26 protein-coding genes are annotated in these 24,797 nt (G+C 65.9%); 10 read left to right on the forward strand and 16 right to left on the reverse strand.

Going from position 1 to position 24,797, the window contains the following annotated elements; genetic code table 11:
• The first annotated feature begins 9 nt into the window (after window positions 1–9).
• Window positions 10–810, forward strand: a complete 801-nt coding sequence (locus tag C1704_RS02270) for an OmpA family protein (protein WP_104300590.1) — start codon at window positions 10–12, stop codon at window positions 808–810.
• Window positions 811–817: 7 nt separating this feature from the next.
• Here the strand turns inward: C1704_RS02270 and glmM are convergent, their stop codons facing one another.
• From glmM to C1704_RS02290, 4 genes are all read right to left on the reverse strand, one after another.
• Window positions 818–2,164, reverse strand: a complete 1,347-nt coding sequence (gene glmM, locus C1704_RS02275) for a phosphoglucosamine mutase (protein ID WP_104300592.1) — start codon at window positions 2,162–2,164, stop codon at window positions 818–820.
• Window positions 2,165–2,192: 28 nt separating this feature from the next.
• The gene (folP, locus tag C1704_RS02280) at window positions 2,193–3,041 is read right to left on the reverse strand and encodes a dihydropteroate synthase (RefSeq protein WP_104300594.1); all 849 of its coding nucleotides are present in this window, start codon (window positions 3,039–3,041) and stop codon (window positions 2,193–2,195) included.
• A 63-nt stretch (window positions 3,042–3,104) separates the two neighbouring features.
• Complete coding sequence (gene ftsH, locus C1704_RS02285) at window positions 3,105–5,012, reverse strand: ATP-dependent zinc metalloprotease FtsH (RefSeq protein WP_104300596.1); 1,908 nt, start codon at window positions 5,010–5,012, stop codon at window positions 3,105–3,107.
• 172 nt (window positions 5,013–5,184) lie between these two features.
• Window positions 5,185–5,868 (reverse strand): RlmE family RNA methyltransferase, encoded by a 684-nt coding sequence (locus tag C1704_RS02290; protein ID WP_104300598.1) that lies wholly within the window; start codon window positions 5,866–5,868, stop codon window positions 5,185–5,187.
• 20 nt (window positions 5,869–5,888) lie between these two features.
• Between C1704_RS02290 and C1704_RS02295 the strand changes: the two genes are divergently transcribed.
• Window positions 5,889–6,365, forward strand: coding sequence for a YhbY family RNA-binding protein (locus C1704_RS02295; protein WP_104300600.1), 477 nt, complete (start codon window positions 5,889–5,891; stop codon window positions 6,363–6,365).
• Window positions 6,366–6,377: 12 nt separating this feature from the next.
• On the opposite strand, the gene C1704_RS02300 is transcribed toward C1704_RS02295, so the two are convergent.
• From C1704_RS02300 to carA, 4 genes are all read right to left on the reverse strand, one after another.
• Window positions 6,378–6,821 carry a DUF4149 domain-containing protein gene (locus C1704_RS02300; RefSeq protein WP_104300602.1) on the reverse strand — a complete coding sequence of 148 codons (444 nt, stop codon included), beginning with the start codon at window positions 6,819–6,821 and terminating at the stop codon, window positions 6,378–6,380.
• A 13-nt stretch (window positions 6,822–6,834) separates the two neighbouring features.
• Window positions 6,835–7,311 carry a transcription elongation factor GreA gene (gene greA, locus C1704_RS02305; protein ID WP_104300604.1) on the reverse strand — a complete coding sequence of 159 codons (477 nt, stop codon included), beginning with the start codon at window positions 7,309–7,311 and terminating at the stop codon, window positions 6,835–6,837.
• A gap of 103 nt (window positions 7,312–7,414) precedes the next feature.
• Entirely contained in the window at window positions 7,415–10,669 is a 3,255-nt protein-coding gene (gene carB / locus C1704_RS02310) for a carbamoyl-phosphate synthase large subunit (protein WP_104300606.1), read from the reverse strand.
• Complete coding sequence (carA, locus tag C1704_RS02315; protein WP_104300608.1) at window positions 10,662–11,819, reverse strand: glutamine-hydrolyzing carbamoyl-phosphate synthase small subunit; 1,158 nt, start codon at window positions 11,817–11,819, stop codon at window positions 10,662–10,664. The genes carB and carA overlap by 8 nt, the downstream gene beginning before the upstream one ends.
• Window positions 11,820–12,052: 233 nt before the next feature.
• Here carA and bfr point away from each other — a divergent pair, with 233 nt between their 5' ends.
• Window positions 12,053–12,529, forward strand: a complete 477-nt coding sequence (gene bfr, locus C1704_RS02320; RefSeq protein ID WP_104300610.1) for a bacterioferritin — start codon at window positions 12,053–12,055, stop codon at window positions 12,527–12,529.
• 1 nt (window position 12,530) lies between these two features.
• On the opposite strand, the gene C1704_RS02325 is transcribed toward bfr, so the two are convergent.
• The gene (locus C1704_RS02325; RefSeq protein WP_170064603.1) at window positions 12,531–13,253 is read right to left on the reverse strand and encodes a protein-S-isoprenylcysteine O-methyltransferase; all 723 of its coding nucleotides are present in this window, start codon (window positions 13,251–13,253) and stop codon (window positions 12,531–12,533) included.
• A 306-nt stretch (window positions 13,254–13,559) separates the two neighbouring features.
• Between C1704_RS02325 and C1704_RS02330 the strand changes: the two genes are divergently transcribed.
• The gene (locus tag C1704_RS02330) at window positions 13,560–13,778 is read left to right on the forward strand and encodes a (2Fe-2S)-binding protein (protein WP_104300614.1); all 219 of its coding nucleotides are present in this window, start codon (window positions 13,560–13,562) and stop codon (window positions 13,776–13,778) included.
• Window positions 13,779–13,921: 143 nt separating this feature from the next.
• Window positions 13,922–14,140: a hemin uptake protein HemP gene (gene hemP / locus C1704_RS02335; RefSeq protein WP_104300616.1), complete on the forward strand. Its 219-nt coding sequence runs from the start codon at window positions 13,922–13,924 to the stop codon at window positions 14,138–14,140.
• 47 nt (window positions 14,141–14,187) lie between these two features.
• On the opposite strand, the gene C1704_RS02340 is transcribed toward hemP, so the two are convergent.
• Window positions 14,188–14,595, reverse strand: a complete 408-nt coding sequence (locus C1704_RS02340) for a GlcG/HbpS family heme-binding protein (protein ID WP_104300618.1) — start codon at window positions 14,593–14,595, stop codon at window positions 14,188–14,190.
• A gap of 181 nt (window positions 14,596–14,776) precedes the next feature.
• On the opposite strand from C1704_RS02340, the gene C1704_RS02345 reads away from it, so the two are divergent.
• On the forward strand, window positions 14,777–15,466 hold the full coding sequence (locus tag C1704_RS02345) for a Bax inhibitor-1 family protein (protein ID WP_104300620.1): 690 nt from the start codon (window positions 14,777–14,779) through the stop codon (window positions 15,464–15,466).
• Window positions 15,467–15,540: 74 nt separating this feature from the next.
• On the opposite strand, the gene rlmD is transcribed toward C1704_RS02345, so the two are convergent.
• The 5 genes from rlmD to surE are packed head-to-tail and all read right to left on the reverse strand — an operon-like array spanning window position 15,541 to window position 20,502.
• The gene (rlmD, locus tag C1704_RS02350; protein ID WP_104300622.1) at window positions 15,541–16,896 is read right to left on the reverse strand and encodes a 23S rRNA (uracil(1939)-C(5))-methyltransferase RlmD; all 1,356 of its coding nucleotides are present in this window, start codon (window positions 16,894–16,896) and stop codon (window positions 15,541–15,543) included.
• A 36-nt stretch (window positions 16,897–16,932) separates the two neighbouring features.
• Window positions 16,933–17,943, reverse strand: a complete 1,011-nt coding sequence (gene rpoS, locus C1704_RS02355; protein WP_104300624.1) for an RNA polymerase sigma factor RpoS — start codon at window positions 17,941–17,943, stop codon at window positions 16,933–16,935.
• Window positions 17,944–17,964: 21 nt separating this feature from the next.
• Window positions 17,965–18,885, reverse strand: coding sequence for a peptidoglycan DD-metalloendopeptidase family protein (locus tag C1704_RS02360; RefSeq protein ID WP_419186774.1), 921 nt, complete (start codon window positions 18,883–18,885; stop codon window positions 17,965–17,967).
• 18 nt (window positions 18,886–18,903) lie between these two features.
• Complete coding sequence (locus C1704_RS02365; protein WP_104300627.1) at window positions 18,904–19,725, reverse strand: protein-L-isoaspartate(D-aspartate) O-methyltransferase; 822 nt, start codon at window positions 19,723–19,725, stop codon at window positions 18,904–18,906.
• Between the two features lie 27 nt (window positions 19,726–19,752).
• On the reverse strand, window positions 19,753–20,502 hold the full coding sequence (surE, locus tag C1704_RS02370; RefSeq protein WP_104300629.1) for a 5'/3'-nucleotidase SurE: 750 nt from the start codon (window positions 20,500–20,502) through the stop codon (window positions 19,753–19,755).
• A gap of 94 nt (window positions 20,503–20,596) precedes the next feature.
• Between surE and C1704_RS02375 the strand changes: the two genes are divergently transcribed.
• The 3 genes from C1704_RS02375 (at window position 20,597) to trmB (ending at window position 23,109) form a co-directional block, all read left to right on the forward strand.
• The gene (locus C1704_RS02375) at window positions 20,597–21,577 is read left to right on the forward strand and encodes an NADPH:quinone oxidoreductase family protein (RefSeq protein WP_104300631.1); all 981 of its coding nucleotides are present in this window, start codon (window positions 20,597–20,599) and stop codon (window positions 21,575–21,577) included.
• A 94-nt stretch (window positions 21,578–21,671) separates the two neighbouring features.
• A complete protein-coding gene (locus tag C1704_RS02380) occupies window positions 21,672–22,355 on the forward strand; it encodes a LuxR C-terminal-related transcriptional regulator (protein WP_104300633.1) in 684 nt (227 codons plus the stop codon).
• A 31-nt stretch (window positions 22,356–22,386) separates the two neighbouring features.
• A complete protein-coding gene (trmB, locus tag C1704_RS02385; protein WP_104300635.1) occupies window positions 22,387–23,109 on the forward strand; it encodes a tRNA (guanosine(46)-N7)-methyltransferase TrmB in 723 nt (240 codons plus the stop codon).
• A gap of 25 nt (window positions 23,110–23,134) precedes the next feature.
• On the opposite strand, the gene C1704_RS02390 is transcribed toward trmB, so the two are convergent.
• Window positions 23,135–23,968 carry an undecaprenyl-diphosphate phosphatase gene (locus tag C1704_RS02390; protein WP_104300637.1) on the reverse strand — a complete coding sequence of 278 codons (834 nt, stop codon included), beginning with the start codon at window positions 23,966–23,968 and terminating at the stop codon, window positions 23,135–23,137.
• Window positions 23,969–24,122: 154 nt separating this feature from the next.
• Here C1704_RS02390 and C1704_RS02395 point away from each other — a divergent pair, with 154 nt between their 5' ends.
• Complete coding sequence (locus C1704_RS02395) at window positions 24,123–24,791, forward strand: TetR/AcrR family transcriptional regulator (RefSeq protein WP_104300639.1); 669 nt, start codon at window positions 24,123–24,125, stop codon at window positions 24,789–24,791.
• Window positions 24,792–24,797 lie beyond the last annotated feature (6 nt).

Raw genomic sequence — 24,797 nt, forward strand, 5'->3', positions numbered from 1 at the left:
AGATACGACATGTGGACCATGCCTCATCATTGCGCTTTATCCGGCCTGGCAGCAGCACTGTGCTTGTGGGGTGCCGTCACCTCCCCCAGCCTGGCAGGAGGACGCACCGAACCTTCGCCCGAACAAGTCCTGGTCTCCGGAACCGTTCCCGACGAGGCCACACGCGCCGCCGTGCTGCAGCGGCTGCACGACCTTTATGGCGCACATCGGGTGGTCGACCAGATCGCCGTTGGCAGCGTCATCGCCCCACCGCAGTGGACCCAGCACGTCCAGAACATCCTCGGACCGGAGCTCCGGCAGGTCAGCCGTGGACAACTGGCGATCCGAGGCACCCAGATTGATCTGCAAGGGGAGGTGACCAACGAGGCCCAGCGCCAGCAAGTGGTGAGTGCCGTGGCGACACGATTGAACCCCACCTATACGGTGCGCAACGCCTTGCGCGTCGGAACCAACGAGCAGACGCTGCTGGATCAGGCACTCGCCAATCGGATCGTGGAGTTCGAACCCGGAAGTTCCGTGCTCACACCGGCGGGCCGGGCGGTGCTTGATGGCATGCTGCCCACCCTCGTCAGGCTGAGTGCACGACGCATTGAGGTCATCGGTCACACCGATGCCCTCGGGGCGCCGGACGCAAACCTGGCGCTGTCTGTGGCCCGAGCCGACGCGGTCCGGGCCTACCTGCAATCCCAGGGGATTGATGGCCAGCGGATCAGCATCTCCGGCGCCGGAGCTTCCCGTCCGGTTGCGAGCAATCAAACCGCCGAAGGACGGGCCCGCAACCGACGCATCGAGTTCCGCATCAGCCAGTAGAGGAACTTCAGCCCGCCTGGGCCGCCGCGGCCAGGCGCTCGGCGCTGGTCTGGGCGACCGCCGCATCACGTGCTTCCACCATCACCCGCAACAAAGGTTCCGTTCCTGAGGCACGGATGAGGATCCGGCCGGTGTCGGCCAGTTCCTGCGTGAGGGACGCCTGCTCGGCAGCAAGCCGCGCGTTCTGGCGCCAGTCCTGACCCGGCTGCAAACGGACGTTGATGAGCGTCTGGGGAAAGAGTTGCACGTCGGCCAGCAGTTCGGCCAGCGTCTGTCCTGAACGCATCGTGGCCTGGAGGACCTGCAACGCGCTGACCATGCCGTCGCCCGTGGTGTGCCGATCAAGCGCCAGCAAATGGCCAGATCCTTCGCCACCCAACAGCCACCCCCGAGCCACCAGTTCTTCAAGCACGTAACGGTCACCCACCTTGGCACGCACCAGAGGCACGCCCCGCCGAGCCAGGGCCTGCTCCACACCGAGGTTGGTCATCAAGGTGCCCACCACACCCGGCACGGCCTGCCCCTGTCGCAGCCGGTCAGCGACCATCACGTACAGCAGTTCATCACCGTTGTAGAGGCGCCCGGTGGCATCGACCAGCAAGACGCGGTCGGCATCGCCATCGAGCGCGACGCCATAGTGAGCACCATGCTTGCGCACTGACTCGATCAAGGCCCGGGGCGCTGTGGCCCCATGACCGGCGTTGATGTTGTAGCCGTCAGGTGCGCAGCCGATGGCCACCACCTCGGCCCCCAACTCATGCAGCACATTGGGCGCCACCTGGTAGGCCGCACCATGCGCGGCGTCGACGACGATGCGCAAGCCCTTGAGTGACAGGTCTGTGCTGAAGCTGGCTTTGCAGAACTCGATGTAGCGCCCCTGCGCATCGTCCAGTCGGCGGGCCTTGCCCAGCGCGGCCGAGTCAGCCCACTGTGCGGGCTGGCCCAGCAGCGCTTCGACTTCCAATTCCCATGCATCGGGGAGCTTCTCCCCCTGCGCCGAGAAGAACTTGATGCCGTTGTCTGCGTAGGGATTGTGGGAGGCACTGATCACCACGCCCAGATCCAGCCGCAGCGCACGCGTCAGATAGGCCACGCCCGGTGTCGGCAAGGGGCCGCTGAGCAGCACATCGATGCCGGCCGACGAGAACCCGGCCTCCAGCGCGGATTCGAGCATGTAGCCGGAGATGCGGGTGTCTTTGCCGATCAGGACCGTCGGTCGTCCGGTGCCGGTATGGGCACGACGCAACACACGCCCCACGGCGTGCCCGAGGGTCAGCACGAAATCCGGTGTGATGGGAAACTGGCCGACGGTGCCGCGGATGCCGTCGGTACCGAAAAATTGTCGTTGACTCATGAATGGATGACCGCTTGAAGGACAAGGACTATGCCACGGCCTCTTGCGCCCGTGGCAGCCCGGCGTGGGACCACACCTTCAGGGCGTCCACCGTGGCAGCCACATCATGCACGCGCACGAGGCGGGCCCCGCGCTCCACGGCGGCCAGCGCTGCGGCCACGCTGGCCGCCAGCCGCCCGCTCACCGGGCGACCGGTGACGGCCCCCAGCGACGACTTGCGCGACCAGCCGGCCAGCACAGGGTAGCCCAAGGCCAGCAGTTCAGCCTGCCGGCGCAGCAACTCGAAATTGTGCTCGACGGATTTGCCGAAGCCATAGCCTGGGTCCAGCACCACGCGTGCGGCTGCCACGCCCTGGATGCGCAGCGTCTCGGCCCGCTCCCGCAAGAACTCGTGGACCTCGGCGACCACATCATCGTAGTGTGGCGCGGCCTGCATCGATCTGGGCTCGCCCTGCATGTGCATCAGGCACAGCCCACAGCGAGGATGCTCGGCGACCACAGCCTCGGCGCCGGGACTGCGCAGAGCAAAGATGTCATTGATGATGTCCGCGCCTGTGTCGAGCGCTGCACGCATCACCTCGGGTTTGTAGGTATCCACAGAGACCGGCACTCCCAGCCGGACGGCCTCGCGCAGCACCGGAAGCACACGGTTCAGTTCCTCTTCCAGGGGGAGCGCCTCGGCCCCGGGTCGGCTGGATTCTCCCCCCAGATCAAGGATGTCCGCCCCCTCTCGCAGCAGCTGCTCGCAGTGCGCCAAGGCCGACCGCGTATCGCCGTGCTGCCCCCCATCGGAAAACGAATCCGGCGTGATGTTCACGATCCCCATCACCCGGGGGCGGCTCAGGTCGATGTCGTAACGGGTGGTCTGCCAATGCATGGGAGCTCGGAAAGTGCAAACGGGGCCGAAGCCCCGTCGAGTGTGTGCGACTCGTATTTCAGCTCAGGCCGCTGCCGGCGCCTGATCAGGGTTGACCGGCGGGGTCGGCCCTCCAGCCCCTTTCGTGCTGCTGGGCGTCCAGTCCTTGGGCGGACGCGGCGGCTTGCCGTTCATGATGTCGTCGATCTGCTCGGCGTCGATGGTTTCCCATTCCAGCAAGGCCTTAGCCATCGCGTGCATCTTGTCCTTGTTCTCCTCGATCAGACGGCGTGCATGGGCGTACTGCTCATCGATGATCTTGCGGATCTCCTTGTCGACCTTCTGCATCGTCTCCTCGGAGACGTTCACCTGCTTGGTGATCGATCGACCCAGAAAGACCTCGCCTTCATTCTCGGCATAGACCATCGGGCCCAGCTCATCGGTCATGCCGTAGCGGGTGACCATGTCGCGGGCGATCTGCGTGGCCCGCTCGAAGTCGTTGCTGGCGCCGGTGGTCATCTGGTTCATGAAGACCTCTTCAGCGATGCGCCCACCGAACAGCACCGCGATGGTGTTGAGCATGCGCTCCTTGTCCATGCTGTAGCGGTCGCCTTCGGGCAGTTGCATCGTCACGCCCAGCGCGCGGCCACGCGGAATGATGGTGACCTTGTGCACCGGGTCGGTCTTGGGCAGCAGCCTCGCCACCAGGGCATGGCCAGCCTCGTGGTAGGCGGTGTTCTTGCGCTCTTCCTCGGGCATGACCATGGACTTGCGCTCGGGGCCCATCAGGATCTTGTCCTTGGCCTTTTCGAAGTCCTGCATCTCCACGACGCGGGCGTTGCGGCGCGCAGCGAACAGAGCCGCCTCGTTCACAAGGTTGGCCAGGTCAGCGCCCGAGAAACCCGGCGTGCCGCGGGCAAGGATGTCGGGCTTGACGTCCGTGCCGATGGGTACCTTGCGCATGTGCACATTGAGGATCTGCTCACGCCCGCGCACGTCCGGCAGCGTCACATAGACCTGGCGGTCGAAGCGGCCCGGGCGCAGCAGTGCCGGGTCGAGGATGTCGGGCCGGTTGGTCGCGGCGATCACGATCACGCCCAGGTTGGTCTCGAAACCATCCATCTCGACCAGCATCTGGTTGAGCGTCTGCTCGCGCTCGTCGTTGCCGCCGCCCAGGCCGGCACCGCGGTGGCGGCCCACGGCGTCGATCTCGTCGACGAAGATGATGCAAGGCGCGTTCTTCTTGGCCTGCTCGAACATGTCGCGCACGCGAGCTGCACCGACGCCGACGAACATCTCGACGAAGTCGGAACCGGAGATCGAGAAGAAGGGCACCTTGGCTTCGCCGGCGATGGACTTGGCCAGCAGCGTCTTGCCGGTACCCGGGGGGCCGACCATCAGCACGCCGCGCGGAATGCGGCCGCCCAGTTTCTGGAACTTCTGCGGGTCCTTCAGGAAATCGACCAGCTCCTTGACCTCTTCCTTGGCCTCGTCGCAGCCGGCCACGTCGGCAAAGGTGACAGAGTTGTTGGTCTCGTCGAGCATGCGGGCGCGCGACTTGCCGAAGCTGAAGGCCCCGCCCTTGCCGCCGCCTTGCATCTGGCGCATGAAGTAGATCCACACACCAATGAGCAACAGCATCGGCCCCCAGGAGATGAGGATGCTCATCAGCAGGGACGGCTCTTCACGGGGCTTCACATCGAAGCGCACGTTGTTGTTGATGAGATCACCCACCAGACCCCGGTCGAGGTAGGTGGCGGTCGTGCGGATGCGGCGATCATCGTTGGTGATCGCCACGATCTCGGTGCCGCCGCCGGCGCCTTCCTGCAGCGTCACGCTCTTGATGCGCTTGGCACGCACCTCATCCAGGAAGTCGGAGTACGCGATCTGCCCGGTGGTGGCCGCCGTGCGGTCGAACTGCTTGAAGACGGTGAACAGCACCAGGGCGATCACCAGCCACACAGCCACCTTCGAGAACCATTGATTGTTCACCGCGGCTCCTTCTCCGATCCGAACAACATGAATTGCCTATTGACAAGCAAGATGAGGGTCATTCTAGACGAGTCAAGCCTTGCGACTCTCGACAGGTGACCCCGTTTCCTGCCGAAGTTTGACCCATGCCAGCGCATCGTGTTGCAACGCCTGCGCTATGACCGCGATAGCGTCACGACTTGCCGCTTTGCTTCAGACCGAGGCCGACCAGGAAGGTTTCCGAAGACTTGTCCCGCGAGGCCTTGGGCTTGATCGGCTTGACCACGCGGAAATGCTGCTTGAAAAGCTGAACCAGCTGGCTGTAACCGCTGCCGTGGAAGACTTTGCAAACAATTGCACCATTTTGGTGCAAGTGCCGGGTGGCAAACTCCACTGCCAGTTCCACCAGATGGGCGATACGGGCGGAATCCGACGAAGGGATGCCGGAGAGGTTGGGAGCCATGTCCGAAATCACCACGTCCACGGCGCGCCCCTGGACGGCCGCTTCGAGTTGCGCCAGCACAGCCTCCTCGCGGAAATCGCCCTGGATGAACTGGACCCCCTCGATGGGTTCGAAATCCAGCAGGTCCAGGGCGATGATCTGCCCGTTCAGCGCGCCCACGGCGGCCCCACCGCTGCCCGCCTCCTTGGGTGCAAAGCGCTGCCGCACATACTGGCTCCACGCGCCCGGTGCAGCCCCCAGGTCCACGACAAGCTGCCCGGGCTTGAGCAGTCCCAGGGTCTCGTCAATCTCCTTGAGCTTGTAGGCCGCGCGCGCGCGGTAACCCTCTTTCTGGGCCAGCTTCACATAGGGATCGGTCAGGTGGTCGTGCAGCCACGCCTTGTTGACCTTCTTGCTTTTTGTCTTGATCTTCATTGCCCGACGATAATAGGCGGATGCCCGCGATCACACTCACTCCGGCCCAGCGCAAGGAAAAGCGCTCCGAGGCCCATCACCTCGACCCGGTCGTCCTGATCGGTGCCGAGGGTCTGTCCGAGGCCGTCCTGAAGGAGACCGACGCCGCCCTCAAGGCCCACGGCCTCATCAAGGTGCGTGTCTTCTCCGACGACCGCCAGGCCCGCGAAGACATGCTGGCCCAGCTCAGCGATCAGCTCGGAGCCGCCCCCATCCAGCACATCGGCAAGCTGCTGGTGCTGTGGCGCCCGATTCCCCCGAAGGAGAAGACCCCGGACGAACAACGCAAGGCCGGCCCCAAGGTGGTCAAGGTCCTGAAATACTCCAAGCGGGGCGGCCAGCGCCCCGAAGTACGCAAGGTGACTGTGCTGGGCAACCAGCGTCTCACCCAGGGCGGCACGGTCAAGCGCGCCAAGGAACGTGTGGCCAGCCGCAAGAAGCGCGCCCTCGAATCCTGATCCCGTGCCAGCTCAGCGCCGGGCCGGCGCGTTCGCCCGCCAGGCCAGCACCAGCAGCAACACACCCTTCAGGCCGAAAAAGCCGAGCGAGATGCCATGCAGGGCCGCAAAGGACAGGCTGCCCTGGCCGGCCCGCGCTGCATCCATCAGGGGCTGGACGGCGAAATAGCCCGCCACGGTGCAGAACAGAGCTCCCAGTGCCAGACCGAGTTCCAGGCTGAACCGCGACCCGGCACCCTCCCCCGCCGTGGCCGACGCCTGGGCACGGGCCAGCAGGATCATCACCACGGCCAAGGCCAGACTGGCGTAGGCCTCGATCGCGAAGACCCGTGCCACGTAGCGGCCCGCCTGGGCCCGCTCCAGAACCGCGAAGGCCGAGGGGGCCGCCACCGCGCCGATGGTCAGCACCAGGCCGGCCCACAGGCCCGCCAACCACGCCATCCATCGCTGCAGCACGGCAGGCCTCCCGTCAGACGTAGCGAACCTCGACGATCTCGTAGCGCTTGATCCCGCCCGGGGCCTGCACTTCGGCCACGTCCCCCGCCTCCTTGCCGATGAGGGCGCGGGCGATGGGCGAGCTGATGGAGATCAGGCCCTGCTTGAGGTCGGCCTCATCGTCGCCGACGATCTGATAGGTCACGGCCTCGCCGGACTCTTCTTCCTCGAGGTCGACGGTCGAGCCGAAGACCACACGCCCGCCGGCATCGAGTGCGGCCGGGTCAATGATCTGTGCCACGGCAAGCTTGCCCTCGATTTCCTGGATGCGGCCTTCGATGAAGCCTTGCTTGTCCTTGGCCGCGTCGTATTCGGCGTTCTCGGACAGGTCACCCTGGGCGCGGGCCTCGGCAATGGCGTTGATCACCGCCGGGCGCTCCACGGTCTTCAGGCGCACCAGCTCGGCCTTGAGCTTCTCGGCGCCGCGCTTGGTCAATGGAATGGTGGCCATAGGCTTGCTCTTGGATCTGGAACGGTGGGTCAGTAAAAAATCAGCCGCCGCCGGGTCCACTGCGGGACGGCCGGCGGCGGCCTGGGGTCTGAAAAATTTGAGTTTAGTGTAGCGCCTTGTGCAATTCCTGCACCGAGTAGACGACCAGGTCGGCCTGGTGCTTCATCGCTTCCACGGCCGCCTCACACCCTGCCATGGTCGTGTAGTAGGTCACGCGGTTGGCCAGGGCGGCGGTGCGGATGTAGCGGGAATCCGCAATCGCCGTGCGGGTTTCGTCCACGGTGGTGAAGACCAGCTGGATCTCGCCGCCCTTGATCATGTCGGCGATATGAGGGCGGCCGTCCTTGACCTTGTTCACCACACGCACCGGAATCCCTGCCTCGGCGATCGCAGCACCGGTGCCCTTGGTCGCCACCAGCTGGAAGCCCAGGGCGTGGAGTTCGCGTGCCACCTCGACCGCCCGGGGCTTGTCGGCATCCTTCACCGTGATGCACACGGTACCCTTGGCCGGCAGGCGTGAGCCGGCGGCGAGCTGGCTCTTGAGCATGGCTTCGCCGAAGGTCTGTCCCACCCCCATCACCTCGCCGGTGGAACGCATCTCGGGGCCCAGCACCGGGTCGACACCGGGGAACTTGTTGAAGGGGAAGACCGCTTCCTTCACCGAGTAATACGGCGGGATCACCTCGTGCGGCGGGCGCCCGCCCAGGCCCTGCTGGTCCTTCAGCTTGCGCCCGGCCATGCAGCGCGCGGCGATCTTGGCCAGCGGCTGGCCCGTGGCCTTGGACACATAGGGCACGGTGCGCGAGGCGCGCGGGTTGACTTCCAGCACGTAGACCGTGGCCGCGTCGCCCTCGCCCTGGATGGCGAACTGCACGTTCATCAGGCCCACCACCTTGAGGGCCTGGGCCATCAGGGCGGTCTGGCGGCGCAGCTCGTCCTGCAGGCTGGCAGGCAGCGTGTAGGGCGGCAGCGAGCAGGCGGAGTCGCCCGAGTGCACACCAGCCTGCTCGATGTGTTCCATGATGCCGCCGATCATCACCGACTCGCCATCGGCGATGCAGTCCACATCGACCTCGATGGCATCGTCGAGGAAGCGGTCGAGCAGCACGGGCGACTTCTCGCTCACCCGCACGGCCTCGCGCATGTAGCGCTCCAGGTCCTTGTCCCCGTGCACGATCTCCATCGCGCGGCCGCCCAGCACGTAGCTCGGACGCACCACCAGCGGGTAGCCGATGTCCTGGGCCATCTGCAGGGCCTGTTCCTCGGTGCGCGCGGTGCGGTTGGGCGGCTGCTTCAGCCCCAGGGTGTGCAGCAGTTGCTGGAAGCGCTCGCGGTCTTCGGCGATGTCGATGCTGTCAGGCGTGGTGCCGATGATCGGCACGCCATTGGCCTCGAGGTCGAGCGCGAGCTTCAGCGGCGTCTGGCCACCGTACTGCACGATCACGCCAACGGGCTTCTCCTTCTCGACGATCTCGAGCACATCCTCCAGGGTCACCGGCTCGAAGTAGAGACGGTCGGAAGTGTCGTAGTCGGTCGAGACGGTCTCGGGGTTGCAGTTGACCATGATGGTCTCGTAGCCGTCTTCGCGCATCGCGAGCGCAGCGTGGACACAGCAGTAGTCGAACTCGATGCCCTGGCCGATGCGGTTGGGCCCGCCGCCCAGCACCATGATCTTCTTCTTGCTCGTCGGCTCGGCCTCGCACTCCTCGTCGTAGGTGGAGTACATGTAGGCGGTCTGGGTGGCGAACTCCGCCGCGCAGGTGTCCACGCGCTTGTAGACCGGGCGGATGCCCAGGGCGTGACGAGCCTTGCGCACCTCATGCTGGTTGGTGCCCAGCAGCTTGGCCAGACGCTTGTCCGAGAAGCCCTTGCGCTTGAGGAAGCGCAGCTCCTCGGCCGACAACGAGGCCAGGGTCCGCCCCCCCAGCTGCTGCTCGAGGCGCACCAGTTCCTGGATCTGGGCCAGGAACCAGGGATCGACGGCCGTTTCCTCGTACACCTCATCCAGGCTCATGCCGATGCGGAAGGCATCGGCCAGGAAGAGAATGCGCTCGGGGCCGGGCTCGCCGATCTCCTGCACGATCTCCTCGCGGTCGGTGCTGCGTTCGGTCAGCCCGTCGATTCCGGTCTCCAGGCCGCGCAGGGCCTTCTGGAAGCTTTCCTGGAAGGTGCGGCCCATGGCCATGACCTCGCCCACCGACTTCATCTGCGTGGTCAGGTGCGGGTCGGCCTCGCGGAACTTCTCGAAGGCGAAGCGCGGGATCTTGGTGACGACGTAGTCGATGCTCGGCTCGAAGCTCGCGGGGGTGGCGCCGCCGGTGATCTCGTTGCGCAGTTCGTCCAGCGTGTAGCCCACGGCCAGCTTGGCCGCCACCTTGGCGATGGGAAAACCCGTGGCCTTGGAGGCGAGCGCCGACGAACGCGACACGCGCGGGTTCATCTCGATCACGATCATGCGGCCGTTGCGCGGATTGATCGAGAACTGCACGTTCGAGCCGCCGGTGTCCACGCCGATCTCGCGCAGGATGGCCACCGAGGCATTGCGCATCAGCTGGTATTCCTTGTCGGTCAGCGTCTGCGCGGGTGCCACCGTGATGGAGTCGCCGGTGTGGATGCCCATCGGGTCGAGGTTCTCGATGGAGCACACGATGATGCAGTTGTCGGCGCGGTCGCGCACGACTTCCATCTCATACTCCTTCCAGCCGATCAGCGACTCCTCGATGAGCAGCTCGTTGGTGGGCGAGAGGTCGAGGCCGCGCTTGCAGATCTCCTCGAACTCCTCGGGGTTGTAGGCGATGCCGCCGCCCGTGCCGCCCAGCGTGAAGCTCGGCCGGATCACCATCGGGAAGCCGGAGCCGCCGATCTCGGCCTGGATGCGCCTTTGCACCGCCCAGGCCTCTTCCATCGAGTGGGCAATGCCCGACTTGGCGGATTCCAGGCCGATCTTGGTCATCGCCTCCTTGAACTTCAGGCGGTCCTCGGCCTTCTCGATCGCATGCTCGTTGGCGCCGATCATCTCGACGCCGTACTTGGCCAGCACGCCATGCCGATGCAGGTCGAGTGCGCAGTTGAGTGCGGTCTGGCCACCCATGGTGGGCAGGATGGCATCCGGACGCTCCTTGGCGATGATGCGCTCGACCACCTGCCAGGTGATGGGCTCGATGTAGGTCACATCGGCCGTGTCCGGGTCGGTCATGATGGTCGCCGGGTTGCTGTTGACCAGAATGACCTTGTAGCCTTCCTGGCGCAGCGCCTTGCAGGCCTGGGCGCCGGAGTAGTCGAACTCGCAGGCCTGGCCGATGATGATCGGGCCGGCGCCGATGATGAGGATGCTCTGGATGTCTGTGCGCTTAGGCATTCTTGTTCTCCATCAGCGACACAAACCGGTCGAAGAGATAGCCGATGTCATGGGGTCCTGGGGAGGCCTCGGGGTGGCCCTGGAAGCAGAAGGCCGGCTTGTCGGTGCGGGCCAGGCCCTGCAGCGTGCCGTCGAACAGGCTCACGTGGGTGGCGCGCAGGTTCCCTGGCAACGTCGTCTCATCCACCGCAAAGCCGTGGTTCTGGCTGGTGATGCTCACGCGACCGCTGTCCAGATCCTTCACGGGGTGGTTGGCCCCGTGGTGGCCGAACTTCATCTTGAAGGTGCGCGCACCCGAGGCCAGCGCCATGATCTGGTGCCCCAGACAGATGCCGAACGTCGGGATGCCGGTGTCGATCAGCTCGCGCGCGGCCGCGATCGCATAGTCGCAAGGCTCCGGGTCGCCGGGGCCGTTGGACAGGAAGATGCCGTCCGGACGCAGGGTCAGCACCTCGCGGGCCGGCGTCTGCGCAGGCACCACCGTGACCTTGCAGCCCCGTTCGGCGAGCATGCGCAGGATGTTGTACTTCACGCCGAAGTCATAGGCCACCACGTGGAAACGCGGCGCGGCCTGCGTGCCGTAGCCACTGCCCAGCCGCCATTCGGTCTGTGTCCAGTCGTAGCGCTCGGTGGCGCTCACGACCTTGGCAAGGTCGAGGCCCGCCATGCTGGGCGCCGCCTTGGCCTTGGCGATGGCCTCCTCGACGTGAGCCTGCGTGAGGGCCTGCCCGGCCGGCAGCGCCAGGATGCAGCCGTTCTGGGCCCCGGTGGTGCGCAGGATGCGGGTCAGGCGGCGCGTGTCGATATCCGAAATCGCCACCGTGCCTTCGTCGGCCAGATACTGCGACAGGGTGCGGGTCTTGCGGAAGTTCGATTCCAGGACCGGCAGGTCCTTGATGATGAGGCCGGCGGCATGGACTTTCGAGGCCTCGACATCCTCGTCGTTGACCCCCACGTTGCCGATGTGCGGATACGTCAGCGTGACGATCTGCCGGCAGTAGCTGGGGTCGGTGAGGATTTCCTGGTAGCCGGTGAGCGCGGTGTTGAACACCACTTCACCAACCGTATGACCGGCCGAGCCGATCGAGGTGCCACGAAAGACCGTGCCGTCTGCGAGTGCTAAAAGAGCTTGGGGCAGTTGCGGCAGCACGGGGTTCTCCGGTGTTGTGCGCGCCCAGCGCTGCTCTTCCAGCAGACGTCCGGTGAGGAAACGGCGGGGAGTTTCGCTAGGCGGGGGGTGGTTGCAGGTAAACCTATCAATTATAGCCTGCGCAGCCGAGCTTCTCCACCGTGAGGCGAACCGAATGGATTGAGCTTCTGCGCCGGGCCGTTCAGAATGAGTGCGTACACGCCACCATCCGTTCATCCCCAGAGGAGGTCCCCATGAAAGGTGATGCCAAGGTCATCGAATACCTCAATGCCCAGCTCAAGAACGAACTGACAGCCATCAACCAGTACTTCCTGCACTACCGGGTGCTCAAACACTGGGGCCTGGACAAGCTGGCCAAGAAGGAATACGAGGAGTCGATCGGCGAGATGAAGCACGCCGACCGGCTGATGGACCGCATCCTCATGCTCGATGGCCTGCCCAACCTGCAGGATCTGGGCAAGCTCCTGGTGGGCGAGGACGTGGTGGAGATCCTGAACTGCGATCTCAAGCTGGAAACTGCGGCGCAGACCACCCTGAAGGACGGCATCGCCCACTGTGAGACGGTGCGCGATTACGTCTCACGCGACCTGCTGCAGGACATCCTCGACGACACCGAGGAACACATCGACTTCCTGGAAACCCAGATCGAACTGGTGGGCAAGGTGGGACTGCAAAACTACCTGCAGTCCCAGATGGGCGAAGTGTCGTGACTCAGCGTTGCGGCACTGGCCACAGACGGCCGGTGCGCTGCATGTAGGCCCGGTACTCGTCGCCGAAAGTGTCGAGCATCAGGGCCTCTTCCCGGGGCACCCGCAACGCGTACAGCAAGCCGAAGGCCAGCACCCCGAAGGCGCCGGTGAGCCAGTTGTGCACCAGCAGTGGCTGCGCCAGCGCAAACAGCCAGATCGAGGCATACATCGGATGCCGCACGCGCGCATAGACCCCCTGGGTGACCAGACGATGCTCGGTGTGCACCTCCAAGGATGGCGACCAGTTCCGCCCCAGGTCCACATGGGCGCGATGGAAATAGCCCAGTGAGACCAGCATCATCACCGCCCCCACCCAAGGGGCCCCGTCAGGCAGGCGGTAGTCCAGCGCGTCGAACCAGGGGGTGGCCAGATGCAGCAAAGGCAGACATAGCAGCCCCATGAACACGGCGAACATCAGCCATTGTTCGAGGCGGTCCACGCGCTGGATCCGAACCTGGTTCGCCCGGTTGGCCTGCACGTGCGGCCAGCGGATCGCCGCCTGCAGCAAGGCCGCCACCGCCCAGGCGAGTTCGGGCCAGCGCCAGTCTTCCCCCCTGCGCCAGAAGTAAGCCACCAGCACAAGCGCGAACAGGAAGATCGGAAACCAGAACCGCAGACGCGCCCCATAGACGCCGGCCGTGGCGTTGTTGCGACCCTGAGCCGCTGCCGCCTGCAAGGGCTTCATGCAAAGCTCCCCACGGGCCGCAGGGCGCAGATGGAGGGCTGGCAGACGACGGGGTGAAGTGGAGGCGTCATGGCAGATCGTGGACAGGTGGGTGAACAAGCAATGAACACGCAACGCCCATCCAGGGGCGCCGCGGCGGCAGTATGCGGTGCCGCCGTTGGCCTGGCGCCCCCCAGAGGTGGGAATCCACCCCTGGAATCGCAACCGATTGCAAGCCTTTGCAGGGTTTTCTACAGAGGTCACTGTTGTATTGCGAATCATTCTTATTTATACTCTTACTCGATCAATCCCCTGAAGGAAGCCCCGATGATCGTGTGTGTGTGCCGTCGTGTTTCGGAACGCGATATCCAGCGGGCCGCCCTTGGTGGCTGCGCGTCCCTCGAAGAGCTTCAGATGGAGCTGGGGGTGGCCACCTGTTGTGGCCGCTGCGCCGATTGTGCGCAAGCCACGCTGGAAGCTTGCGCGCCGGGGCGGGGCATGGTGTCCCGCCCGCCTGCCACGGCAGGGGCTCTGGTTCCGGCCTGAACCCGGCGGGAGGGCTTCCGTGGAGTGGTTGCTCAGTCTGCTGGTGGTGGCTGCGGCCGCCTGGTGGGCGCTGTCCTGAGGCGCCCGCGATGTCAATCCAACGTCATGCACCCACGGCCAGAGCGGCCGCGAAGGTCTGTGAAATGAAATCGACCCTGACCCCACCCCGGCCGCCTGCGGCCCAGCCCTCGGAGCACAGCGGCATGGCCGACACGTCCCCCCCGCCCGCGGGATCCGCGGCAGAGCCGGCGCTGTCCAGCAGCCGACTGCTGCAGGGCCGCAAGTCGGTCCAGATCGAGCACAACGGTGCGCTCTACCAGTTGCGTGCCACCAAGTTCGGCAAGCTGATTCTCACCAAGTGATCGTCCGCGGGAGCGCGCCATCCGGAGCGCTGGCCCGCGAAGTCAGGTCAGCCCAGCAAGGCGGCGATGCCCGCCTTGGCAACTTGGGCGTCCTCGATGGACTTGACGCCGCTCACCCCCACGGCCCCCACGCACTGCCCTTCCACGAGGATGGGCACCCCACCTTCGAGCAGCCCTTGGAGCCCGGGAGCGCTGAGAAAGGACGTGCGGCCCTGGTTGATGATGTCTTCATACACCTTGCTTTCACGGCGCCCGAGGGCCGCGGTGTGAGCTTTGGCCGGCGCGATCTGGGCGGAGATGGGTGCGGCACCGTCCAGGCGCTGCAGCCACAACAGATGCCCGCCGTCATCGACGATGGCGATGCTCACCGCCCAGTGGTTGGCCAGGGCCTCTGCCTCGGCGGCCTGGGCGATTTTCTTGACGTCTTCCAGCGTCAACTGGTGTTTTTGCTTCATGTGTCCATCCACAAATGTAAGGCGAGCCTGCCCCGCCGTCGTGCAAAGCCTACCCGAGATGGGCCTCGCCGGGACGAATTTGGTGCCTGGATCGCAGGGAACTAGAATCGGCCGCCGTGATCTGAAGGAAGTCGCGGTGAAAGCCGCGTCCGCAACACAATCCTGAGAGAGGAGCTGATCAATGAACGAAAGTCTGCAAGCCGCCTATTCCGGCTCTGGCGTCCTGGCCGAGCAGCGCAACCGCGTGTTGCGCAACACGTACTGGCTGCTCGCGCTGTCGCTCGTGCCCACGGTGCTGGGCGCCTGGATCGGGGTCGCCACCGGCATCACCACCCTGCTGAGCCCTGGCATCAGCATGATCGTCTTCTTCGCGGGGGCCTTTGGCTTCATGTTCGCGATCCAGAAGACCAAGGATTCTTCCACCGGCGTGCTGTTGCTGCTGGCCTTCACCTTCTTCATGGGCCTGATGCTCTCGCGCATGATTGGTGCGGTGCTGGGCTTTCGCAACGGCTCCACGCTGGTGATGATGGCCTTCGGTGGCACGGCTGGCATCTTTCTCGTGATGGCCAGCCTGGCCTCGGTGGTCAAGCGTGACCTCAGCGGCATGGGCAAATTCCTCACCGTGGGTGCCCTGATCGTGCTGGTCGGCTTCATCGCCAACTTCTTCCTGCAATCGTCGGCGTTGATGCTGACCCTGCTGGTGCTGTGCCTGGGCGTGTTCTCGGCCTTCATCCTGTACGACGTGAAGCGCATCCTCGATGGCGGCGAGACGAACTACGTGATGGCCACGCTGGGGATCTACCTGAGCGTCTACAACGTGTTCCAGTCCTTGTTGGCCCTTCTGGGCATCTTCGGCGGCGACGGCGACTGACCCGGACCGCTGCGCAACGGACAAGGGCCCTCTCGAGGGCCCTTGTTTCATTGGCGCGCCGCGCAGGCGCCAACTCACTCTCGATCGAACACGGCGATGCTCTCGACGTGCGCCGTGTGCGGGAACATGTTCACCACACCCGCCTGGGTGCAACGGTAGCCGGCCTGGTGCACCAGCAATCCTGCGTCCCGGGCCAGGGTGGCTGGGTTGCAGGACACATAGACGATGCGCCGGGGCGGAACGAAACCTGGCGCCGATTGCGGCTCCTGATGAATGTCGGCCAGGGCTTTGCTCAGGGCGAACGCGCCTTCGCGGGGCGGGTCCACCAGCCACTTGTCGGCCGGGCCATAGCGCATCAGGTCGGCCGTTTCGAGTTCAAACAGGTTACGGGCCTCGAAACGGGCTCGCTCGGCCAGCCCATTGAGAGCCGCGTTCTCCCGAGAACGCTGCACGAGCGTCTCGCTGCCTTCGATCCCGAGCACCTCGCGCGCGTGGCGCGCCAGTGGCAATGTGAAGTTGCCCAGCCCGCAGAACCAGTCGATGACCCGCTCCTGCGCCGACACCTCCAGCAGGCGCAGCGCGCGGCCCACGAGCACGCGGTTGATGTGGTGATTGACCTGGGTGAAATCGGTGGGCCGGAAGGGCATCTCGACGTCAAACTCCGGCAGCCGGTAGGACAACGGTACGTCGATCGCGTCGAGCGGATGCACGGTATCGGGCCCCTTGGGTTGGAGCCACCACTGCACGTCGTGGGTCCGCGCAAAATCGCGCAGACGCATCAGGTCGGGCTCGCTGAGCGGTTCGAGGTGGCGCAGCACCAGGGCCGTCACCGTGCGTTCGGCGGCGTCGCCGACGGCCACCTCGATCTGAGGCAGGCGGTCGCGGGCGTCCATCGATGCCACCAAGGCACGCAGGGGCATCAGCAAGGCACTGACATGCGCAGGCAGGATCTCGCAGCGCTGCATGTCGGCCACGTAGCTGGACTTGCGCTCGTGAAAACCCACCAGCACCCCGCCCTTCTTGGGCACATGCCTCACCGACAGCCGGGCGCGATAGCGGTAGCCCCAGGCGGGGCCTTCAATGGGCCGCAGCACACGCTCGGGCTTCACTTTGCCCAGGTGCCAGAGGTTGTCCTCCAGCACACGCTGCTTCACCGCCACCTGCGCCGCCACATGGAAATGCTGCATCTTGCAGCCGCCGCAGGTACCGAAGTGGGGACAACGAGCCATGACCCGCTGAGAGCTTTCGCGACGCATGGCCACGACGCTCGCCTGCTCCCACTGGTTCTTGCGGCGCACAACCTTGACCTGCACCTCCTCGCCCGGCAACGCACCTTCGATGAAGACCACCTTGCCCTGGCCGTCATGGGCCACACCCTGCGCTTCGAGGTCGAGGGACTCGACGCGCAGCCATTCGTTCGGTTCACTCATGGGCAGGATTATCCCTGCCCGAGCGCCCGGCGCGGCTCAGAAGATCGAGTCGCGATCCACGCCCTGGCGCGCCATGCGACGCTTGAGCTTCACGAGGGCTTCCTGCTGGATCTGGCGGATGCGCTCGCGCGTGAGACCCAGTCGCTCGGCCAGCACCTCCAGGGTTTCGGGCTCACGGTCGCGCAGCCCGTAGCGGCCTGCCAGCACTTCGCGCTCACGCTCGCTGAGTTCGGCCAGCCAGGTGTCGAGCAGCTGCTCGACCTCATTGTGCAGAGCCAGGCCCATGGGGTCAGTGGCCTGCTCATCGGCCACCATGTCGATCATCGTTTCGGAGGCATCGCGCTCCAGCGGGGCATCCAGGGACGTGGGCATCTCCGCAAAGCGCAGCAACTCGGCGACTTCCTGGACGGGTCGCCCGAGCAGGGCCGCCACGTCCTCCACCCGCGCCGGGCGGTCCCCCTCGACAAGGCGATCGCTGCGGGCCTCGATCTGACGACGCGCCTTGAGCACCTGGTTCAGATCACGCACGATGTGCACCGGCAGGCGCACCAGACGGGCCTGGTGCATGATGGCCCGCTCGATGCTCTGGCGGATCCACCAGGAGGCATAGGTCGAGAAGCGGAAACCCCGATCGGGCTCGAACTTGCCGATGGCGTGCATCAGGCCGAGGTTGCCTTCCTCGATGAGGTCGGTCATGGGCAGGCCACGCCCGAGGTAGTTCTTGGCGATGCTGACCACCAGGCGCAGGTTGTGCTCGATCATGGCCTGGCGCGCCTGGAAATCACCCTCCCGCGCCCGCGTGGCCGTGGCGAACTCTTCCTCGGGTGTCAGCAGCGGAGTGCGGCGGATCTCGCGCAGATAGGTCTGCAGCGTGTTGCCGACTTCCGGCTCACCGGCATCGAGTTCGCGCTCGCCATCGGCCGCACCGACCGGCGGCACCGGAGCGATGTCGTCATCGGACACCGGCGACTCCGCGGCAGGATCAGCTCCCTCCCCTTGCAGTCCAGGCCTCGCATGTCCGTTGGGTTCGGCACGCTTCCTGGTCATGGGAGGATCCTGGATCGGCGCTCAGCGCGGGGGCAGATAACGAGCCGGGTCGACCGGCTTGCCTTCCTTGCGGATCTCGAAGTGCAGCTTCACGCGATCGGCGTCGGTGGAGCCCATTTCCGCAATCTTTTGCCCCCGCCTCACAGACTGATCTTCCTTCACCAGCAGGGCCTGGTTGTGTGCGTAGGCCGTCAGGTAGCTGTTGTTGTGCTTGACGATCACGAGGTTGCCATAGCCGCGAAGGCCCGAACCAGCGTACACCACCTTGCCGTCGGCGGCGGCGAAGACAGGGTCGCCCGGTTTGCCGGCAATGCCAAGCCCCTTGTTCCGGGCATCGTCGAAGGTCGCCACGACCGTGCCGGCCGCGGGCCAGGTCCAGTTGATGTCATCCACCTCGCGAGCCGGCCCGGTCGCCACCGGCGCAGCGGGGGCTGGCGCAGCGGGGGTGGTGGCAGCCGCCGGAGCCGCGGGTGCGGCGGCCGCAGGCGTGGCGGGAGCCGGCCCGGATGCTGCTGGCGCCGGCGCCCTGGCGTCCAGGGGTCGGGACTCGACCCGCGCGGTACTGATCGGATTGGTGGACGCCACCGCCGCGTTGGCGGCTGGCGGGACGACACGCAAGACCTGGCCGACCTCGAGAACGTTGGGGTTCTCCAGGTTGTTCCAGGCCATGATGTCCCGCCAGCTCTGGCCCGTTTCGAGACCGACGCGGATGAGCGTGTCGCCGGGCTTGACCGTGTAATAGCCCGGCTGGCCGGCATTCGGGTTCGTCGCGGGAGCGGTCGCCATGCCGTTGGCGGCAGCAGGCGGCGTGCCCAAGGCGTTGAGGTTGCGCTCTTCGACCGGCGCGCGATGACGTGGTGAGGCACAGGCAGACAGCAGAACCACCGTTGCCATGCTCACAGTGACGAACCACCACGGACGGCCTGGGGAACGGAAACTCATGACTTCCTTTGCAAGAACTCAGGTCGTGCCTGATTTTAAGGGGACAAAATGCACGGCTTCGTGCTCGCTGCGCACGTAACGGCCCTCGCGGTTCTCAACCAGGACCAGCACCTGGCCCCCACCAGGGGCCACCATGGGCGCGACCAAACGCCCCCCCGGTGCGAGCTGATCCAGCCAGGCCTGGGGCAGATACTGCCCCCCGGCAGCTGCGATGATGCCGTCGTACGGGGCATTCGGGGCATGCCCGAGCATGCCGTCACCATACACCAGGCGCAGATTGTGACGCCGCAAAGGCGCCAGAAGTTCACGCGCCTTGTCATGCAGCGGCTTGAGGCGCTCCACCGATACCACCTGGCGAGCAACAAAACTGAGCACCGCGGCCTGGTAGCCGCAGCCTGTGCCGATCTCCAGCACCCGGCCCATGCTTGCCGGCCCACGTCCGGCGCACATCAGCTCGATCATGCGCGCCACCACCGAAGGCTTCGAGATGGTCTGCTGCAAACCGATGGGCAGGCTGGTGTCCTCGTAGGCCTGGGTGGCCAGGGCCGTGTCGACGAACGCATGCCGAGGCACCTGCAACATCGCTGCCAGGACGCCTTCGTCGCGCACCCCCTGGGCCCGCAGGCGATCGACCATGCGGCGCCTGACGTAGTCGGAGTCCAGACCCAGGCCGACCGGAGCGCTGCGTTGGCGCTGATCCCTGGCGGCCGCCTCCACCGGACGCTGGGGGCGCAGGAGCTCATCGCTGCGCCGCGGCGGCGCGGCGGCAGGCGTGGCCTTGGGTGCCACCTTGTCCAGGCTGAGGGGAAACGTGCGCGGACGCTGGCGGGAATCGGCCATGTCAGCGGCTCCAGTGCAGGTGTTTGCTCACGCCCGGGCCAGCCAATCCCGCCAAGCGGGCACGCCCGCGTGATCGGTCAGGTCGAACTGCAGCGGCGTGATGGACACACACCCTTGAGCGACGGCATGGAAATCCGTCCCTTCTCCCGCCTCGCGCGCGTCGCCGGCTGGGCCGATCCAGTAGATCGGTTCGCCTCGCGGGTTGGCCTGGCGGATGACCCCCGCACTGGCGTGCCGGCGACCGAGGCGGCAGACCTGCCGACCCGTGAGCTTCTCATAGGGGCGGTTGGGAATGTTCACGCTCAAGAGGTAGGGGCCGGAGGTGGCTGGCCGGGCCAGCGCCTGCTGGACCAGTTCGCGCGCCACGCGCGCGGCCGTGTCGAGATGCTGCCAACCCTTGTCCACCAGGGAGAAGGCAATGGCGGGAATGCCGAAGAGGTAGCCCTCCATGGCCGCCGCCACGGTGCCTGAATACAAGGTGTCCTCGCCCATGTTGGCACCGTTGTTGATGCCTGAGACGACGAGGTCCGGACGGCGCCCCAGAATGCCGGTGAGCGCCACGTGCACGCAATCCGACGGCGTGCCATTGACCACGTGATAGCCCTGAGCCGAGGTGAACACGCTCAGCGGGCGGTTGATCGTGAGGGCATTGGACGTGGCACTCGCGTTCTGCTCCGGGGCGACCACATCGATGTCGGCGAGGCCCTTGCAGGCCTCGACGAGGGCCTGCAGGCCGGGTGCGAGGTAACCGTCGTCGTTGGCAATCAGGATGCGCATGGCGGGAGATTGTAGGGATTCGTCACCTCGGCGACTCGCCCGCCCGACCGGGCTGCTTATCATCGATCAACACCACGACCAAGGAGACACGCGCATGCATGCCTGGATCTGCGACAACCCCATCGGCCCGCAGGCCTTGACCTGGAAGGAAGTGCCCACGCCCGAGCCCAAGGCGGGTGAGGTGCGTGTGGCCATCCGCGCGGCCAGCCTGAACTTCCCGGACCTGCTCATCGTCCAGAACAAGTACCAGATGAAGCCTCCCCTGCCCTTCGTTCCGGGCTCGGAGTTCTCGGGCGTGGTCGAGGCCGTGGGTGAGGGCGTGCGACATGTGAAGCCCGGCGATGCCGTGGCGGCGTTTGGCGGGCTGGGCGGCTTCGGCACGCAGGCCGTCGTGCCGGCGGCCTCGGTGGTGCCGCTGCCGGCGGGCTTCAGCTTTCCTGACGCCGCGGCCTTCCTGTGCACCTATGGCACCAGCCACCACGCGCTGATGGACCGCGCCGCGCTGAAGCCCGGCGAAACCGTGCTGGTGCTGGGTGCTGCGGGCGGCGTGGGCACGGCGGCCATCCAGATCGCCAAGGCCGCCGGCGCCCGCGTGATCGCGGCCGCTTCGTCGGATGACAAATGCGCCCTGTGTCGGGAGATCGGGGCCGATGCCACGATCAACTACAGCACGGGCCACCTGCGCGACGAGATCAAGGCCCTGACCGACGGCAAGGGGCCCGATGTGGTTTATGACCCGGTCGGCGGCGATCTCGCCGAGCCGGTGTTCCGCTCCATCGGCTGGCGCGGACGCTACCTGGTGATCGGCTTCGCCCAGGGCAGCATTCCTTCCCTGCCCCTGAACCTGGCCTTGCTCAAGGGCGCCTCCATCGTGGGCGTGTTCTGGGGCGAGTTCGCCCGTCGCGAGCCCCAGCGGAATGCGCAGGCCCTGACCGAGCTGGCCACCTGGTACGCCCAAGGCAAGATCCGTCCCGTGATCGAGCACCAGTTGGCCATGACCGACCTGCCCAAGGCCTTCGACCTGATGGCCGCCCGGCAGGTGCGAGGCAAGCTGGTGCTGACCAACCCCGCCTGAGCCGCTGAAGGCCCACCCTCCATTCCGAGGGTGGGTGGAGGCCCAGGCCTGGGCTACCATGCCAGCCTTCCTTCGCATTTTGTCCGCGCGCGCCATGGCCGTTCCTGTCCTGATCGTCGACGACAACCCCATGACCCGCGGCTTCCTGGCCCGTGTGGTGCGCGACAGCTTCAGCGATGCGCTGGATCTGTCGGAGGCCGGTGACCTGCACACCGCAGGCCCGCTGCTCGACGCCAACGCTCCCAAGGGATCCACCCCACCCTTTGGCCTCGTGATCGTCAACCTCGAACTGCCCGATGGCAGCGGGCTGGAGTTGCTGAGCCAGATGTCAAACTATCCGGCCCTCAAGGTGGTGACCACGCTCTACGCCGACGACGAGCACCTCTTTCCTGCCTTGCAGCAAGGTGCCGATGGCTATCTGCTGAAGGAAGATCGCTACGAGGTGCTGGTGGAGGAGTTGCAACGCATCGTGCGTGGGCAACCGCCCCTGTCTCCGGCCATCGCCCGCCGCCTGCTCGCACATTTCCGCGACACCGGCTACAGCAGCTCGCAGTTTGGAGACTCGGGTCATACACCGCTGGACCCCAGCCCGGCCTTGTCGGAGCACGATCGCCTCACCCCGCGCGAGAACGAAGTGCTCACCTATCTCAGCAAGGGATTCACGGTCAAGGAGATCGCCAGCCTCATGGGCATCAAGTGGCTCTCGGTGAACGACCACATCAAGGCGATCTACCGCAAGCTCAAGCTCAGCACCCAACCTCGGGCGGCAACGACCTGACACCTCGGGCGCGCTCTAGAATCGCGGCCCGATGAACACCCCCAGCCCTCCCCCGCCTCCTCAGGCTCCCGACGAAGCCGCGCCGGTCTTCCGCCGAGGCGTGCGCAGCTATGTGAAACGAGGCGGCCGCACCACCGAAGGCCAGGCCCGAGCCTTCGAGACCTGGGCGCCGCGCTTCCTCGTGCCCTTCCAGATCGATCCGCTGGATTGGTCGCGTGTCTTCGGGCGCGATGCCCCCATCGTGCTGGAGATCGGCTTCGGCATGGGCGAAGCCACCGCTCAGATTGCCCAAACCCTGCCGGACCGCAATTTCATCGGCTGCGAAGTGCATGAGCCCGGCGTGGGCGCACTGCTGAAGCGGATCGGCGAGCAGGGCCTGGACAACGTACGCATCGTGCAACACGATGCGGTGCAGGTGCTGCAGCACATGATCGCCCCGGCCAGCCTCGACGGCGTTCACGTGTTCTTCCCGGACCCTTGGCACAAGAAGCGTCACCACAAGCGCCGTTTGATCCAGCCGCCGCTGGTGGCGCTGCTGGCCTCACGGCTGAAGCCGGGGGGGTACGTGCACTGCGCCACCGACTGGCAGCCCTATGCCGAGCAGATGCTCGAGGTGCTGATGGCCGAGCCGGCACTGCGCAACACGGCGGTCGGCTACGCCCCTCGCCCGAGCTACCGCCCGGTGACCAAGTTCGAGAACCGGGGCCTGCGGCTGGGCCATGGGGTGTGGGACCTGGTGTTCACCCGCCTGTGAGAGGCCCCTCGCCCCGGGGGCAGACTCAGAGGTGCCAGTCGACCCATCCGGCCCAGGCCGTGCCCAGCACGACCAGCCCGAAGGCGATGCGATACCAGCCGAAGACCACGAAGCTGTGCCGGGCCACGAAGTGCAGCAGCCAGCGCACGCAGACCCAGGCCGACAGCCAGGACACGATCAGGCCCACGGCGAACCAGGGCAGATCCACCATCTGCAGCAGCGCGCGGTGTCGCGCCAGGTCGTAGACGGCCGCACCGACGATCATGGGGATCGCCAGAAAGAAGCTGAACTCGGTGGCCGCCTTACGGGACAGACCCAGCAACATGCCACCGATGATGGTGGCCCCCGAGCGGCTCGTGCCCGGGATCAGGGCCAGGCATTGCACCAGGCCCACCTTCAGCGCATCGCGCCAGCCCACATCATCAGCCTCGTGAACGCGCACATGGCGGCCGTCGCGCTGCCAGTGTTCGGCCCACAGGATGATCAGCCCGCCCACGATGAACCCCGTGGCCACCACCAGGGGGTTGAAGAGGACGTTCTTGATCAGATCGGCCAGGAGCACTCCCATCACAGCCGCCGGTGCGAAGCCGAGCAGCACGTTGACCGTGAAGCGGCGGGCACGTTCTTCGCCCCGCGGCAGACCGACCAGAACTTCGCGCAGTTTGGCCGCATACACCGACAGCACGGCCAGGATGGCCCCGACCTGGATCACCACCTCGAAGACCTTGGCCTTGTCGCCCTGCAAGTCGAGCAGGGCGCCCACCAGGATCAGATGCCCGGTCGATGAGATGGGCAGGAACTCGGTCAGCCCCTCCACCACACCCATCAGGGCAGCTTTCCACAGCAATACCAGATCCAAACCACCTCCCCACGGGCATCCAAGCAAACCGTGCATCTTAGCCAATGCCCCTCGGGAGCCGCTCCCGCAATGCGGGGCTGGACACGCCCAAGGCCCCGACTTGACCCCTGGTGCGCAGAGGGATACATTACTGACTCGTCAGTCAGTATTTCAGATGCCCACTTCCACACCTGTCGCCACGCCGGACACCGAACCCGCCCGCAAGCGTCGCAAAGAAGCCCGACCGCAGGAGTTGCTTGATGCTGCGCTGCAGGTGTTCGTCGAGAAGGGCTTCGCTGCAACGAAGATGGAGGACGTGGCCAACCTGGCCAGTGTGTCCAAGGGCACCGTCTACCTTTACTTCCCCAGCAAGGAAGAACTCCTCAAGGCGGTGATCCGGCACAACCTGTCCCTCACGATCGCCCAGGGTGGTGATCTGGTGGCGCAATTCCCCGGCTCGACGCATGAACTGCTGCACCTGCTGGCCATGACCTGGTGGGAGCGCGTGGGGGAGACCCAGGCGTCGGGCATCTTCAAGCTCATCATCACCGAGGTGCGTAACTTCCCGGAGTTTGCGGAGTTCTACGCTGCCGAAGTGATCGAACCCGGCCGGCAGTTGCTCAAGGCCCTGCTGCAGCGTGGCATTGCTCGCGGGGAGTTCCGTGCGGTCCCGCTGGACGACACCGTTCACGCACTCATCTTCCCGATGCTCATGTTGTGTCTGCACAAGCACTCGGTGGGGGCCTGCTCGGGCGACGTGGCCACCCAGGACCCTCGCGCCTTCATCCACAACCACATCGACCTGATGCTCCATGGGCTGTGCTGCCAGCCCGGTCAGCATTGAGCGCCT

The organism is Caldimonas caldifontis, assembly GCF_002930615.1.
GTDB lineage: Bacteria > Pseudomonadota > Gammaproteobacteria > Burkholderiales > Burkholderiaceae_C > Caldimonas > Caldimonas caldifontis.

Excerpts from the sequence above, each read along its gene's own strand:
- C1704_RS02270 (WP_104300590.1), top strand. The coding sequence starts at position 10 with ATGTGGACCATGCCTCATCATTGCGCTTTATCCGGCCTGGCAGCAGCA.
- glmM (WP_104300592.1), bottom strand. The coding sequence starts at position 2,164 with ATGAGTCAACGACAATTTTTCGGTACCGACGGCATCCGCGGCACCGTC.
- folP (WP_104300594.1), bottom strand. The coding sequence starts at position 3,041 with ATGCATTGGCAGACCACCCGTTACGACATCGACCTGAGCCGCCCCCGG.
- C1704_RS02290 (WP_104300598.1), bottom strand. The coding sequence starts at position 5,868 with ATGAAGATCAAGACAAAAAGCAAGAAGGTCAACAAGGCGTGGCTGCAC.
- C1704_RS02295 (WP_104300600.1), top strand. The coding sequence starts at position 5,889 with ATGCCCGCGATCACACTCACTCCGGCCCAGCGCAAGGAAAAGCGCTCC.
- greA (WP_104300604.1), bottom strand. The coding sequence starts at position 7,311 with ATGGCCACCATTCCATTGACCAAGCGCGGCGCCGAGAAGCTCAAGGCC.
- carB (WP_104300606.1), bottom strand. The coding sequence starts at position 10,669 with ATGCCTAAGCGCACAGACATCCAGAGCATCCTCATCATCGGCGCCGGC.
- bfr (WP_104300610.1), top strand. The coding sequence starts at position 12,053 with ATGAAAGGTGATGCCAAGGTCATCGAATACCTCAATGCCCAGCTCAAG.
- C1704_RS02325 (WP_170064603.1), bottom strand. The coding sequence starts at position 13,253 with ATGAAGCCCTTGCAGGCGGCAGCGGCTCAGGGTCGCAACAACGCCACG.
- C1704_RS02330 (WP_104300614.1), top strand. The coding sequence starts at position 13,560 with ATGATCGTGTGTGTGTGCCGTCGTGTTTCGGAACGCGATATCCAGCGG.
- hemP (WP_104300616.1), top strand. The coding sequence starts at position 13,922 with ATGAAATCGACCCTGACCCCACCCCGGCCGCCTGCGGCCCAGCCCTCG.
- C1704_RS02340 (WP_104300618.1), bottom strand. The coding sequence starts at position 14,595 with ATGAAGCAAAAACACCAGTTGACGCTGGAAGACGTCAAGAAAATCGCC.
- C1704_RS02345 (WP_104300620.1), top strand. The coding sequence starts at position 14,777 with ATGAACGAAAGTCTGCAAGCCGCCTATTCCGGCTCTGGCGTCCTGGCC.
- rlmD (WP_104300622.1), bottom strand. The coding sequence starts at position 16,896 with ATGAGTGAACCGAACGAATGGCTGCGCGTCGAGTCCCTCGACCTCGAA.
- rpoS (WP_104300624.1), bottom strand. The coding sequence starts at position 17,943 with ATGACCAGGAAGCGTGCCGAACCCAACGGACATGCGAGGCCTGGACTG.
- C1704_RS02360 (WP_419186774.1), bottom strand. The coding sequence starts at position 18,885 with ATGAGTTTCCGTTCCCCAGGCCGTCCGTGGTGGTTCGTCACTGTGAGC.
- C1704_RS02365 (WP_104300627.1), bottom strand. The coding sequence starts at position 19,725 with ATGGCCGATTCCCGCCAGCGTCCGCGCACGTTTCCCCTCAGCCTGGAC.
- surE (WP_104300629.1), bottom strand. The coding sequence starts at position 20,502 with ATGCGCATCCTGATTGCCAACGACGACGGTTACCTCGCACCCGGCCTG.
- C1704_RS02375 (WP_104300631.1), top strand. The coding sequence starts at position 20,597 with ATGCATGCCTGGATCTGCGACAACCCCATCGGCCCGCAGGCCTTGACC.
- C1704_RS02380 (WP_104300633.1), top strand. The coding sequence starts at position 21,672 with ATGGCCGTTCCTGTCCTGATCGTCGACGACAACCCCATGACCCGCGGC.
- trmB (WP_104300635.1), top strand. The coding sequence starts at position 22,387 with ATGAACACCCCCAGCCCTCCCCCGCCTCCTCAGGCTCCCGACGAAGCC.
- C1704_RS02395 (WP_104300639.1), top strand. The coding sequence starts at position 24,123 with ATGCCCACTTCCACACCTGTCGCCACGCCGGACACCGAACCCGCCCGC.